Source organism: Sinosporangium siamense, from assembly GCF_016863435.1.
GTDB lineage: Bacteria > Actinomycetota > Actinomycetes > Streptosporangiales > Streptosporangiaceae > Sinosporangium > Sinosporangium siamense.
Map to the genome: position 1 here is coordinate 1 of NZ_BOOW01000028.1, position 12,675 is coordinate 12,675.

Below are 12,675 nucleotides of genomic sequence, written 5' to 3' on the forward strand. Positions count from 1 at the left end.
ACCTCACACTCTAGCAGCGAGATCAGCACAGGTGTTCGAAACTGCGTTTCGCCTGGCGGCGAAACGCCTGCCCCTGCCCTGCTCCGCAGGGGTCCGATTCCTCCCCCGCCTGAAGGCGGGGGTCTCCTCGGAGGTATCTGATGAAACAGACCGCCCCCGGTCGGCTAACCCAGGTTGACCGGGAGGGCCGTCAGCCTGCTGCCGAGGATGCCGCCGTAGTCCGTCTGGCGGAGAGCGGAGTACGGCACAGCCAGGCGGGCGTGTGGATAGTCGGCTTTGAGCACCTCGACGACCACGCGGAGCTCCAGCTGGGCCAGGTGCGCCCCGGTGCAGTAGTGAGGGCCCGCGCCGAAGACGAGGTCGGGGCCGATTGAGCGGCCGGGGTCGGTGTTGATGCCCTGGATGTCGATGAGGATCGGGGATCGGGCGGGCAACCGTACTCCCGCGAACTCGATGTCGGTGCTGGTGAAGCGCCACAGGGAGAAGGGCGCGGGGGAGTGGCGGCGCAGGGTGTCGCGCACGAGCTCGTCGGCCGGGACACCGGGCTCGGGGCCGAGGACGCGGGCGAGGAGGAAGCCCAGGGCGGGGTCGGTCGTCAGCTGTGCGGCGTAGATGAGGGTGAAGAGCAGGTAGTGCATCTGCTCCTCGGTGACCTCGGGCAGGCGGTCACGGAGTTCGGCGGCCAGGCCGTGCCGTCCCTCGCCGAGTGCGGCGGCGGACAGGTCGGCGAAGGCCGCCATGGCCTGGCCGACCTGTTCGGGCTCGTTGGCGTACATCCCCCGGCAGGCTTCCATGGCCTCGTCGACCCGGTCGAGCGGGACTCCGAGCAGGTCGCAGACCACGGTGAGGGGGAAGCGGGTGGTGAAGTCGGCCATCAGGTCGATCGTCTCGCCGGTGGCGGTGCACCGGTGGAGCAGGTCGCGGGCGATGGCCCCGATGCGCTCGGTGTAGCCGCCCATCCGCCGGGAGGAGAAGAGCGGGCTGTGCGCCTGGCGCAGGCGAGTGTGGTCCGGGCCGTCGGAGGTGGTGAGGGAGAGCTGCGCGTCGGCGGTGGGCTCGAGGCCGACGATCCTCGGGTCCCAGGAGGTCGGGGCGTAAGCGGTGTCTTTGACGATCTGGGGGTGAACGAGGGCCTGCCGGGCGAGGGTGTCGTCGGTGACGATCCACACCGGACCGCCGCTCGGGGCCTCGGCGCGGACGAGGGGACCGGCGGCCCGCAGGCCGGCGCGAGCGGGGTGGGGCTCGTCGACTCCGCGCGTGTGAGCGGCGAACGGGTCGACGGTGACCTGGGGAGCTGGGGACATGGGCCCTCCATGGGGTAAAATAACTGTGTCACGCATTTTCTGCGCAACACAGCAAAGCTACCTCATAATTCACTGCGTGGCGCAGCTACTTTGGATAAGGCGGGTGTCATCGTGACGAAGGCGGACCAAGGGCGGGAGGAGCTCCTCAGGGAGGTCGTCGGCGTCGCCGTGCCGAACTGGGCGATCCGCGTGGTGCAGCTCAACAACGTCGTCGCGACCCGGCTCGGCGTCACCGACACCGACGTGCAGTGCCTCCACGCGCTGGACCGGCACGGCCCCGCGACCCCGGGCGAGCTGGCCAAACTCGTCAACCTCACCACGGGGTCGGCCTCCCGCATGATCGACCGCCTGGTGGCCGCCGACTGCGTGCGGCGCGTCCCCGACCCGACGGACCGCCGCCGCGTCCTCATCGAGCCGACCCAGCACGGGATCGACCGCGTCGGCCAGGCCTATGCCGGACTGATCACACGCACCAGGGACGACCTCGACGACTTCACCGATGACGAACTCCGCGTCGTGCTGCGCTTCGTGACCGCGGCCGAGGAGAGCACGGCAAACGAGGTCCACCGCCTCCAGACCGGCCCCTGAGACCCCGGCCCCCGGCTATCCGGCCGCCGCCGAGAATGCCTGCCGTACATCGTCGGGGGAGTAGCTGAGTGCGGCGCCTGCGGGGGCGGCTTCCGTGACGTGCGGGAGGTGGACGACGATGTCATACGCGTCCAGCGGGCTCTGCTCGGAGTAGAAGGCGCCGACTCCCGCACGCTGCCGGGTGGCGGCTCGCACGGCGTCGGCGTCGGCCGGGGACAGGCGCCGCAGATCAGTCGCGAAGGGGCCGTCGTGGCTGGTGTGCATGAGGGCGTCGATGCTGCCTGGCTCGGGTGCTTCCATGTCCGTGAAGAGGGTGCCGGTGTAGAAATCGGTGCCGGTGTTGAGGGTCCGGCCGGTCCCCGCGGTCGTGCCGATGACGAGATAGTCATCCCCGAGCCGGTCGGCGAGGTGCATCCCCATCGGGGTCATCGGCTCCATACCGGGGAGGGTGCCCGGCCGGCGCTGGATGTGTCCGTTGTGGGCGGCCAGGACGATTCTGTGCTCTCTCCGCAGAATCCATTCGACCGTGTCGGCGATCGCCACGTCGCGGTTGTTCATCGCCGTCCACTGGTCGCCTCGGGTCACCGTACGGACGACGGTGTCGAGCGTGGCCGTGAGCCGCGCCGCGTGGAGCGCACGCTCGTAGTCCTCGACGGTGGTGTGCCGGAGGCAGTCCAGCCGGCGGCCCGCCATGCGCGCGGTGAGTTCGGCGAGACCCGCCGTCAGCGCGTCCTTGGCCTCGGTGGGCAGCTGAGTGTAGGCGGCCACGGCCGCGGGCGCGGAGAGCGCCGACGGCACCGCGAACGCCGAGACGGTCTCCCGGATGCGCGGATCGACCTCGAACCCAGGGTCGGCCCGCGCGAGGTAGGCGAGTACGGCGTCCAGGCCGGGCAGTGGCGACACATTCGAACCGCCCAGGTCGATGCCGTAGAAGCCGAGGGAACGCGCGGCGGTTTGGTTGTGCCGGCGCATCCACTCCAGGTGGGCGGCCATCTGCTCCCACAACCCCATCAGCGACGTGATGCCGTGAGCCATCACCTGTCCGAGCGGGGCGTCGCCGCCTCGGACCCAGGCGTCGGCCTGCCATCCTTCGGCGAATCCGGTCTCCATCGCATAAGCGCTGAACCCATGACGCTCGGCCAGATAACGCAGCAGGCGGTGGCGGAGTTGGTAGAACTCACGGTTGTAGTGCGCGCTCTCTCCAATGGCCACCACACGGGCGTTTCCGATCGCCTCGTCCAGCCATCCGAGGTCGTCCAGCGGCGCAGCCGGGTCAAGCGTGCGCAGCGGGATGACCGCCTCGTCGCTGAGCCGTGCGATCTCGGTCGGCATATTCATGACCGCGTTCCTCCATTTGTCTCAGTTTTGGGAACAGTATCAGATGTGAGAACATTGGTTCGTGGACAAGCTTGACCTCCTTCTGCACCCGGTCCGATTGCGCATTGTGTGGGCGATGTACGGCGGGCGCACCCGCACCACGTCCGACCTTTGCGAGAGCCTGCCTGACGTCCCCAAGGCGACCTTGTACCGCCATGTCGCCCTGCTGGCCGAGGGCGGACTGCTGGAGATCGCCGACGAGCAGCGGGTGCGCGGCGTCGTCGAGCGCCACTACCGGCTAAGTCGTGACGGCATGGCCGTCGACGCCGACGCGGCCAAGTCGATGTCCCTGGAGGACCATCGTCACGGCTTCGCCGCCGCGATGGCCGCCCTGCTCGCCGAGTTCAACGCCTACCTGGACCGCGACGGCGCCGACCCCTTCGCCGACGGAGTCGGTTACCGGCAAGGCCTGATCTGGCTCAATCCCAACGAGCACGCCGAGATGATCGGGGAACTGCGCCAGATCCTCGCCCCCCGCGCCGCCAACGGCCCCGCCCCGGGCCGCCGCCCCCACCTGGTGAGCGCCATCTTCTTCCCAACCGAGGAACCATCCGGCCTTGACCTGGGAAACCGCCCGGCGGGGGAGTCGGCGGAAGGCGGTTAGCCGTTCCGGACCGGGTGGACCCGTCTCCAAGTACCCCGGCTCGTGAGCGGTGTTGCGGGAGGGTGTCCGTGATGCCGCAGACGACGAGCGCCCTGCGGCGGATTCGCGTCCCACTGCACGCCATGCCCATCGGCAGCGTGGTGATCTCGACGCAGCCGGGGAAGTCAGCGGCTCACGCCCGCGACAGAGTGCATCGTGGCACGAGCGGATGGCGTCAGAGGCCGAACATCGGGCGGTGATGCCGTCGGCGGCGAGTGCGGGGGTCAGCGGCGGCGCGGTTGACTGTCGCGACCGCTCTAGCGGGAAGCGGGCGACCCGCCGCCCGGGCGTGGGCCGCCTCCCAGATCGCCTGGCGCAGGGTGACGCTACGCGTTACGCGTCTGGAACACCGATGGTGGGCTATGCAAGCGCATAGTATGCTTCGCAAGTGAGCAACTACCTATGCGATTGAATAGGAGCCCTCGACAGTGACCACACCAGGACCCGACCCCGAGGACCTGACCACTCGGGCGCGGATCAGAGACGCGGCCTTGCGGCATTTCGGGGAGCACGGCTACGAAGGGGCCACGACCCGGGCGATCGCCGAGACCGCGGGGGTGTCCCCGGGGCTGCTGCGCCATCACTTCGGGTCCAAGCAGGCGCTGCGTGAGGCGTGCGACGCCCACCTGGTCAAGCTGATCACCAGGATCAACGAGCAGGTCGGCGCCGAATCGGAGGCCACCGGGGTGAACCACCTCGCGATGTCCATGGCCGCCATCGGGCCCTATCAGCGATATATGGCGCGTGCCCTGACCGAGGGGTGGGCCGAGCCGGTGTTCGACGCGATGGTCCAGATGGGTGAGCAGTGGCTCATAAGGCTCGACGAGCGCCGTTCCGATCCGCCCCTCGCGGACCGCAGGTCCAGGGCGGCGGTGGGCACGGCGATGGCGTTGGCGGTTGGGCTGCTGCCGAAGCACCTCTCCCGGGTGCTCGGTGTCGACGTGGCCGACGAGAAGGGCGCCCACCTGCTGGCTCTTGCCGTACTCGATGTCTATTCCCACCCGTGGCTCAGCCTGGAGGAGGCCGCCGCGCATCGGGAGGCACTTGACAAGACCCGGACAGTGCGTTCAAGCAAGGAGAAGTCTGATGAGTGACGCGATCTCGGTGAGCGGGTTAGTCAAGACGTACGGCACGACCCGCGCGCTGGACGGCCTCGAACTCGCCGTCGGCACCGGAGAGGTGCACGGATTCCTGGGGCCCAACGGCGCGGGCAAGAGCACCACGATCCGCATCCTGCTCGGCATGCTCCGGGCGGACGCGGGCACCGCCCGGCTGCTCGGCGGCGATCCGTGGGCCGATGCGACCGCGCTGCACCGCAGGCTGGCCTATGTTCCCGGCGATGTGACGCTGTGGCCGCACCTGTCCGGCGGTGAGGTGATCGACCTGCTCGGACAGCTCCGCGGCGGGCTCAACAAGCAGCGCCGCGCCGAGTTGCTGGAGCTCTTCGACCTGGACCCCCGGAAGAAATGCCGCACCTATTCCAAGGGCAACCGGCAGAAGGTGGCACTCATCGCCGCGCTGGCCGCCGACGTCGAGCTGCTCATCCTCGACGAGCCCACCACCGGCCTGGACCCCCTGATGGAGGAGGTCTTCCAGGAGGCGGTGCGCGAGGAGCGCCGCCGCGGAAACCGCACCGTGCTGCTGTCCAGCCACATCCTGGCCGAGGTCGAGGAGCTGTGCGACCGGGTCACCATCATCAAGGACGGGCGCACGGTCGAGAGCGGCACCCTGGCGGACTTGCGCCATCTCACCCGCACCTCCATCCAGGCCGACCTGGCGGCGCCGCCGCGCGGTCTGGCCGATCTGCCCGGCGTGCACGGTCTGCGCACCGAGGGCAGCCGGGTGTGGTTCGACGTCGACGTCGCCGCCCTGGACACCGTGCTGCGGCATCTCGCCGAAGCCGGAGTGCGCGGTCTCGTCAGCCGGCCCCCCACGCTGGAGGAGTTGTTCCTGCGCCACTACGACCGCGGCGCCACGGGCAACGGGCGGCACGCGGGAGCGGCACGATGAGCCCCCTCACCGGCACCGGCCGCCTGATCCGCCTGGCGCTGCGCCGCGAAAGGGCGATCGCCCCGTGGTGGATCCTGTTGATCGTGGCCTTGGCCCTGACGATGGTCAACTACATCAACACGAATATGGCCACCTATGAGCTGAAGTTGGCGTACACCGTCGACATCATCCCCGGCAGCCCCTTCCTCCAAGGGCTCGGCGGCAGATCCGTCGAACCCCGGCTGGAGGTGCTCGCCACGTGGCGCAGCGGCGGGTTCCTCTACGTCGCGAGCGCGTTCGCAGCCGTCATGTCCGTCGTCCGGCACACCCGCAGAGAGGAGGACGCCGGACGCAGCGAGCTGGTCCGCTCCTCCGTGGTGGGCCGCCACGCTCAGCTGACCGCCGCCCTCCTGACGGCGGCGGCGACCAGCCTGGTCGGCGGCTTGGTGACGGCTCTCGTGCTGATCGGGATCGGGTTCGAAGCGCCCGGATCCTTCGCGTACGGCGCAGCCATCACGATGGCGGGCTGGGTGTTCGGCGGCATCGCCGCCGTCGCCGCCCAGCTGGCGCGCAACGCCCGCACGGCCACCGCGATCGGTCTGACCGTGCTCGCCGTCTCCTACGTGCTGCGCTACGCCGGCGACGCGACCGGGCGGGAGTGGCTGAGATATCTGTCCCCGATCGGCTGGAGCCATCTGGTGCGGCCCTACCAGGACGAGCGGTGGTGGATGCTCGGGTTCTCGCTCCTGGCCGGCGCCGCCCTGGTCGCCGTCGCCTATCGCCTGCTTGGGCGCCGCGACCTCGGTGCCGGCCTGCTGCCGGAACGCCTCGGGCCCGCCACCGCCCCGCACCTGCGCGGCCCGATCAGCCTGGCCTGGCGGCTGCACCGCGGCCTGCTGGTGAAATGGTCGGTCGCGATCGCGTCCTTCGCGGCGGCGGCCGCCGCGTTGAGCCCGCTGGTGCGGGACCTGCTCTCACGGCCGAGCGCGCTGGTCGACAACATCAGAAACACCCTCGGGATGACCGCCGACGACACACTCGGCGGCTACTCCTGGTACATGATCTTGATTCTCGCCTACGCCATCGCCCTGTACCCGGTGCTCATGACGCTGCGGCTACGCTCGGAGGAGAGCTCTGGCCGCGCCGAAGCCGTCCAGGCGACCGCGGCGACCCGGCTCCGGTGGGTGACCGGGCACCTGATCGTGACCGGGCTCGGCACGGCGGCGCTGCTGGTTGTGGCCGGGCTCGTGTTCGGCACACTGTTCTCGGTTCTCGTGGGCGACCTCGCCACCGACCTGCCCCGCTTCCTGGCCGGCACGCTGAGTGCCGTGCCGGCCGCATGGTGCGTAGGGGCGGTGTGCGTCCTCGGCTACGGCTTGCTGCCTCGGGCGAGTGTCGCGATCTCCTGGGTCGTGTGGATCGCGACCGCCGGGCTCGGGCAGGTCGCCGGGCCCCTCTACGGGAACTGGGGCGGCAGTGCGCTGGAGCCGTTCCATTACGTTCCCAATCCCTTCACCCCGGGCTCTCTGGCGGCCGGACCGATCCTGGCCCTGCTCGCCACCACGGCCCTCCTGCTGGGCGGCGGCCTGCTCGCCCTTCGCCGCCGCGACTTCGGGTAGGGCTCTGCCCGTGGGCTTCGCGGCCGACGATATCCCCTGTGCGCGGGACGAAATCATGTCGTAGCCGCCGGGCACACTCGGTGTCATGACGACCTCTGCCGCCATCGCCGCCTACTGGGACGCCGCAGCCTCCGCATTCGACGACGAGCCCGACCACGGGCTCCGATCGGCGCGCATCCGGGAGGCGTGGTCGCGCTCGCTGGCCTCCTGGATGCCGCCCGCTCCGGCGACGGTGCTGGATGTGGGCTGCGGCACCGGCTCGCTCTCCCAGCTGCTCGCCGGGGCCGGGCATCGTGTGACCGGGGTGGACCTTTCCCCGCTGATGGTCGAGCGGGCGAGTGCCAAACTCTCCGCCGCGGGTCTTTCCGGGCGTTTCCTTGTCGGGGACGCGTCCATGCCGCCCACTGGGGACGAGCGATTCGATGTGGTGCTTTGTCGGCATGTGGTGTGGACGTTGCCCGACCCGGTCGCCGCGCTGGCCCGGTGGGTCGGGTGTTTGTCCTCCGGCGGCACGCTTCTGCTGGTCGAAGGGCGGTGGGGCGTTGCTGTGCCGTACGTCCCCGGGGCGTAGACCCTGCCCTGGCAAGGGGGTGTCATCGCCGGCGAGCTGGCGGCGGCGGTGCGCCCGCTCGTGACCGAAGTGCGTGTCGAGGACCTCACGGGCATGCCGGACCTGTGGGGTGGGGTGGTGAACGACGAGCGTTACGCCCTCATCGCCCGTCGTTGAATGCGCAGGGGGTGTTTGCCTTGGCGCGGAAGAGTCTAACAAGAACTCTTATCGTGCTTACGGATCGATGAAATGGGCCTTGACTGCTCTTTCGGCGCAGTATCTACTGATCAAGGAAGCTTCCCCGATGGATCGCTCCCGGAATTTGCTTGGGAAATAGGGCCTGCCGGCGGCTCGCCTTCCTCAGGCGGCGGGGGTGTTGAAACCGAACCACAGCGTGTTCCCCTGACCTGACCACAGTAAGGAACCTCGCGTGAAAACGAAGAAATTGGCTGGATTCATCTCCGCCACCACACTCGCCGTGACGGCCGCCCTCCTGGGTTCGGCGGCACCGGCGCAGGCAATCCCCTTCGGCTGCTCCTCTACCCAGACGAGCATCGGCTCGGCCTACAGCTCGTGCACAGGTGGCACCGGATATCACCAGGTCGTGGTTACATACCGGCCCACGGGCGGGACGGGCTTCCTCAATGCCTACGGTCCCACCGCGAGCCCGTTCGGCACGTCCTCTGTCACCGTCAGCGGCACCATCATCTCGCACAGCGTGAGCAAGTGGGACTGACGCTCCGCGACTGACCGCACCCCTGGCCGAGCACACGCACCGCGGTGAGCTTAGGCATCATTCTCATTCATTCAGGCTGGCCACCCCGTTTTCCCGGGAAGACGGGGTGGACAGTCGATGTAATGTTGTACATTGACTGAATTGCAATGTCGGCGCCACCCGCAGGTGCGGTGGAATTTCGGCGAACGGATATGGCGGCGCCTATGGGGTGCGCGGCTTTCACATCACCGCCAGGGGCAAAATCGAGCGTCCTGTCCCTTCAAGAGGCAGGATCTGGATCCGCCTTGTACTGGTTTCATCTAACGCAAGCGGTCACCTGCGGGGGGCGTGGCTCCGCCGTACTCGGCCCCGGTCGCCGACACCTGAGCGAGGGCACGGCCAGGAGTGGTTTCGGTTGGCCGGACCCGCCTCTGGGCCATCCCGATATCGTTCGTTGTAAAACGAAAGAGGAGGGACCGTGACCCCGACCGGCAAGACAGAACCCTGCCGAGCCGCGCACCGGATCCCCCTCCCGGGCCCTCACGTTCTCTTGTACACCGGCGGCGTGTTCGAGAACTTCGTCGAAGAACATTCCACCACCGCGGACGGATCAGAGCGGCGGTGAGCCCACGACCTCGTGTCCGCTCTGCCGCGCCCCCAGGTGCGACGTCATGATCGGGTGGGGGAGTCCACGGGTATGCGCACGGTCGCCACTGTCACGACGAGCAGCGCCAGGAGCAGGACGATCGCCATGAAGACCTGCCCGTGCAGGCCGAGGACGAAGACGGTCCGGTCGGCGAACTCCGGGTCGTAGGTGGCGGTGCCCGGGAACAGGAGCGCACCGATCATGCCGAGCCACGGGGTGGCCAGGATGGCGGCGGCGTGCAGCAGTGCCGTCCGGCTTGGCCGTGTCGCGAGGACCAGGCCGGTGAGGCCGAGGAGCACGGTCATCACCATGTACTGAGCGTCGTGGAATTTGGCGTGGGGCGGCCAGGCCGGGTTGAAGGCGTGTTGTGCAGCCAGGTCGGGGATGACCAGGTCGGCGAGTACGGCACCGGCCGTCGTGATCGCCGCGACAACGATGATCACGATTCGTGGGAGAGACATCGGATCGACTTTCATGTGCGCGTCTCCTTGACGTTCAGTGCAGGCCGCGCTTGCCTGGGGCCCAGAACGGCTTGGTCTTGATCGACGTCCGTGGCCAGTTGCGCTCGCGCATGAGGTAGTCGCGGACCAGCCGGCAGGTTCCGGCCTCGCCGGCCACGTAGGCGGCGCCGGCGTTGCCGGGCAGGTCGAGTTCGGCCACGGCGGCGAGCAGGACCTGGGAGGCGACGGCGGGTGCGCCGTGGCGGTGGACGCGGCGCAGCGACGGTGCCCCGGGCATGGGCAGGTCGTGCTCGGGGGACTCGCCCTCCAGGACGCCGTACACCTGGGCCGACGCTCCCAGTGCTCTGATCATCGGCCCGAAGGCGGCGCCGGCGGTCTCCTCGCCGACGAACACGTGATAGGCCGCCTCGCGGGGGAAGAAGTCGCCTTGCGGCCACCAGAAGGTCACCCGGTCCCCGGGCCGGGCCGTACGCGCCCACTTCAGGCCGATGCCGTCGCCCGCATAGAGGTGGACGCGCAGTTCGATCGCCGTTCTGCCGGGGTCGAGGTCCCAGATCGTGTAGGTGCGCAGCGTCTCGGACGGGCGCAGGATGCCCTGCACCGACAGTGGGTCCATCAGTTGGATCCTGATGTGCTGTCCGGGGCTGTAGGGGAAGGCGATGGGCTGGTCGGTTTCCAGCCGGATCCGGCGCATGGCGGGGGTGACCTGATCGGCGACGGTGATCGTCGCCTCCATGGCGTACTTCCCGAACAGGCGGTCGCGCATCGTGCGGGCCATGTCAGGAGTCCTCGTGTTGTCGGATGTGGGCGGATCGCGACCTCCGCCACCACGCGGCAGCGAGAGGGGTTGACGACGGGAGTTCCACAACTCTCCTTAGAGCCTATAGATTCCTTAGAGGCATTAAGGAAACATAGATGCTCTAAGATGTCAACGACGACAAAGGAAACCGCACGAAAGGGTGGGGATGTCCGCACACACCAGCAGGCGGCAGAGGCTGCGCCAGGCCACTCTGGAGGAGATCCACGCCGCCGCGCGCAAACTGCTGGTCGAACAGGGGTCGGCCGCGGTGACCGTCAACGCCGTCGCCCGGCAGGTCGGCATGAGCGGCCCGGCCCTCTACCACTACTACACGGGCCACGACGAGCTGGTCGGCGCGGTGACCGCCGGCTTCATCCGCGAACTGGCCGCCGCGATGGAGCGGGCCCGCGACGCCCAGGCCGGCGCACCGGTCGGCGACCGCATGTTGGCGGCCTGTCGCGCCATGCGCACCTGGGCCGTCGCCCACCCGGACGAGTTCGGGTGGATCTTCGCCAGCCCCGTCGCCGCGCCGAACCGGCGTCCTGGCTCGGTGCGCCACGAGGCCGCCCTGCGCTTCGAGCACGTCCTCCTGGATCTGACGGCGGAGTTGTGGCGGACACGCCCGTTCCCGGTGCCCGACCCGGCGAGCCTGCCCGCATCCCTCCGGGATCAGCTGACCGCCTACTCCGCCGCCATCGAGGGACAACTGCCGCCCGAGGCCGCGCACGTCTTCCTGTCGTGCTGGATCAGGTTGTACGGGCTCCTGTGCATGGAAATCCTGCACCAGCTGGACTTCGCCTACACCGACCTGGAACCCGTCTTCGAAGAGTGCCTCCGCGACCTGTCCACCACCCTCGGCCTCGATGTCACCGCGAAGGAGGCGCACTAGCAAAAGGGGATCCCGTCCCCGATCCGCCGGCGCTTGCGGCTACTTCAGCACCCGATAGAGAAGATGTGTGGCTTCACGCCGCGCCGCCGGGCTGTGCCGTACGGCATGAGCCGGGTGAGCGATCGGGGGCTTATGGGCCGGGTGCCAGCATGGTGAACGCGCGGTCGACCAGTTCGCCTCGGTCGTCCGTGCCGTCGTGGCGTAGCCATTCGCGGGTGGCGGCGTCTATCGCGGCGGCGGCGCAGGCGGTGAGCAGGTCGGCGGTGAAGGTGTCGAGGCCGGTGCCGGGGCGTTCGCGGAGCGCGGTGCTGATCCGGTCGCGCATCCCGTCGCGCCGCTGGTGGAGGCGGGCGCGCAGTGCGGGGGTCGACTCGATCAGCCGCAGTGCCGCCATGTCCCACTGCGCGGCGTGGATCCTCGCCTCCCACTCGCGGAGGACGGCGTGGAGCACCGCCCACGGCTCCTCCCCGGCCGGGCGGGCCCGGACGGCGTCGGCGACGCGGTCGGCCAGGTCTTCGACGTCGCCGAACAGCACGTCCTCCTTGGACGGGAAATAGCGGAAGAAGCTGCGCTTGGACAGCCCCGCCGCCGCCGCGATGTCCTCGACCGTCGTGTCCTCGTAGCCGCGTTCGACGAACAGTGCCAGCGCCAGCTCCGCCAGCTCGGTCCGCACCGCGCGCCTCGTCCGTTGCCGTAGTCCCTGCCGTTCCGCGCTCTCCACGCATCGAGGATAGGTTATGGCACCAAATGACGTACATGTCACTCGATGACATATGCTTTGCCGTACCGGCCACAGAAGGAGGCAACGGATGCGTGGCAAAACCGTTCCGGTGACGGGCAGCACCGGGGGACACCCTGAAAGTCGGCTGTGCCGTACGGCGTGAGCCTGCTCTGCCGAGGTGCTATGGTTGCAGTCGTCAACGTCGGACACGTGATTGAGAAAGGGAGGTGAGGTTGAATGATCGCGGTGAAGACCGCTGCTCTGCGCAGCGCCCGGACTTTCCTCACGTCCCGGGCTCCGGTCTGACCACTTCCGCCATCCTGTCGCGAGCCGTTCGCTCACGCCTGCCGTGAGCTGTTCGCCGATGTCGGCCG

14 protein-coding genes are annotated in these 12,675 nt (G+C 69.0%); 8 read left to right on the plus strand and 6 right to left on the minus strand.

Translation table 11 applies throughout. From position 1 onward, the window contains the following. Window positions 1-164 precede the first annotated feature (164 nt). On the minus strand, window positions 165-1,304 hold the full coding sequence (locus Ssi02_RS20835) for a cytochrome P450 family protein (protein WP_204027949.1): 1,140 nt from the start codon (window positions 1,302-1,304) through the stop codon (window positions 165-167). A gap of 111 nt (window positions 1,305-1,415) precedes the next feature. On the opposite strand from Ssi02_RS20835, the gene Ssi02_RS20840 reads away from it, so the two are divergent. Beyond that, a complete protein-coding gene (locus Ssi02_RS20840) occupies window positions 1,416-1,892 on the plus strand; it encodes a MarR family winged helix-turn-helix transcriptional regulator (RefSeq protein ID WP_204027951.1) in 477 nt (158 codons plus the stop codon). Between the two features lie 15 nt (window positions 1,893-1,907). Here the strand turns inward: Ssi02_RS20840 and Ssi02_RS20845 are convergent, their stop codons facing one another. Beyond that, window positions 1,908-3,230, minus strand: coding sequence for an erythromycin esterase family protein (locus Ssi02_RS20845; RefSeq protein WP_204027952.1), 1,323 nt, complete (start codon window positions 3,228-3,230; stop codon window positions 1,908-1,910). A gap of 61 nt (window positions 3,231-3,291) precedes the next feature. On the opposite strand from Ssi02_RS20845, the gene Ssi02_RS20850 reads away from it, so the two are divergent. After that, window positions 3,292-3,873, plus strand: a complete 582-nt coding sequence (locus Ssi02_RS20850; RefSeq protein ID WP_239129233.1) for a helix-turn-helix domain-containing protein — start codon at window positions 3,292-3,294, stop codon at window positions 3,871-3,873. 214 nt (window positions 3,874-4,087) lie between these two features. Here Ssi02_RS20850 and Ssi02_RS39845 read toward each other — a convergent pair whose 3' ends face one another. Next, window positions 4,088-4,300, minus strand: a complete 213-nt coding sequence (locus Ssi02_RS39845; RefSeq protein WP_204027955.1) for an ABATE domain-containing protein — start codon at window positions 4,298-4,300, stop codon at window positions 4,088-4,090. Between the two features lie 40 nt (window positions 4,301-4,340). On the opposite strand from Ssi02_RS39845, the gene Ssi02_RS39370 reads away from it, so the two are divergent. From Ssi02_RS39370 to Ssi02_RS20880, 5 genes are all read left to right on the plus strand, one after another. Beyond that, complete coding sequence (locus tag Ssi02_RS39370) at window positions 4,341-5,006, plus strand: TetR/AcrR family transcriptional regulator (RefSeq protein WP_204027957.1); 666 nt, start codon at window positions 4,341-4,343, stop codon at window positions 5,004-5,006. Continuing rightward, on the plus strand, window positions 4,999-5,922 hold the full coding sequence (locus Ssi02_RS20865) for an ABC transporter ATP-binding protein (RefSeq protein ID WP_204027959.1): 924 nt from the start codon (window positions 4,999-5,001) through the stop codon (window positions 5,920-5,922). The genes Ssi02_RS39370 and Ssi02_RS20865 overlap by 8 nt, the downstream gene beginning before the upstream one ends. Further along, on the plus strand, window positions 5,919-7,520 hold the full coding sequence (locus Ssi02_RS20870) for an ABC transporter permease (RefSeq protein WP_204027961.1): 1,602 nt from the start codon (window positions 5,919-5,921) through the stop codon (window positions 7,518-7,520). Before Ssi02_RS20865 ends, Ssi02_RS20870 begins: the two co-directional genes overlap by 4 nt. Before the next feature lie 85 nt (window positions 7,521-7,605). Further along, complete coding sequence (locus Ssi02_RS20875; RefSeq protein WP_239129236.1) at window positions 7,606-8,091, plus strand: class I SAM-dependent methyltransferase; 486 nt, start codon at window positions 7,606-7,608, stop codon at window positions 8,089-8,091. A 409-nt stretch (window positions 8,092-8,500) separates the two neighbouring features. Then, entirely contained in the window at window positions 8,501-8,806 is a 306-nt protein-coding gene (locus Ssi02_RS20880; protein ID WP_204027963.1) for a hypothetical protein, read from the plus strand. A 648-nt stretch (window positions 8,807-9,454) separates the two neighbouring features. Here the strand turns inward: Ssi02_RS20880 and Ssi02_RS20885 are convergent. Further along, window positions 9,455-9,907 carry a DUF6640 family protein gene (locus Ssi02_RS20885; RefSeq protein WP_239129237.1) on the minus strand — a complete coding sequence of 151 codons (453 nt, stop codon included), beginning with the start codon at window positions 9,905-9,907 and terminating at the stop codon, window positions 9,455-9,457. A gap of 19 nt (window positions 9,908-9,926) precedes the next feature. Continuing rightward, window positions 9,927-10,670 carry a siderophore-interacting protein gene (locus Ssi02_RS20890; protein ID WP_204027965.1) on the minus strand — a complete coding sequence of 248 codons (744 nt, stop codon included), beginning with the start codon at window positions 10,668-10,670 and terminating at the stop codon, window positions 9,927-9,929. Window positions 10,671-10,857: 187 nt separating this feature from the next. On the opposite strand from Ssi02_RS20890, the gene Ssi02_RS20895 reads away from it, so the two are divergent. Continuing rightward, complete coding sequence (locus Ssi02_RS20895; protein WP_204027967.1) at window positions 10,858-11,580, plus strand: TetR/AcrR family transcriptional regulator; 723 nt, start codon at window positions 10,858-10,860, stop codon at window positions 11,578-11,580. Window positions 11,581-11,710: 130 nt separating this feature from the next. On the opposite strand, the gene Ssi02_RS20900 is transcribed toward Ssi02_RS20895, so the two are convergent. Then, complete coding sequence (locus Ssi02_RS20900; RefSeq protein WP_204027969.1) at window positions 11,711-12,253, minus strand: TetR family transcriptional regulator; 543 nt, start codon at window positions 12,251-12,253, stop codon at window positions 11,711-11,713. Window positions 12,254-12,675: the final 422 nt, after the last annotated feature.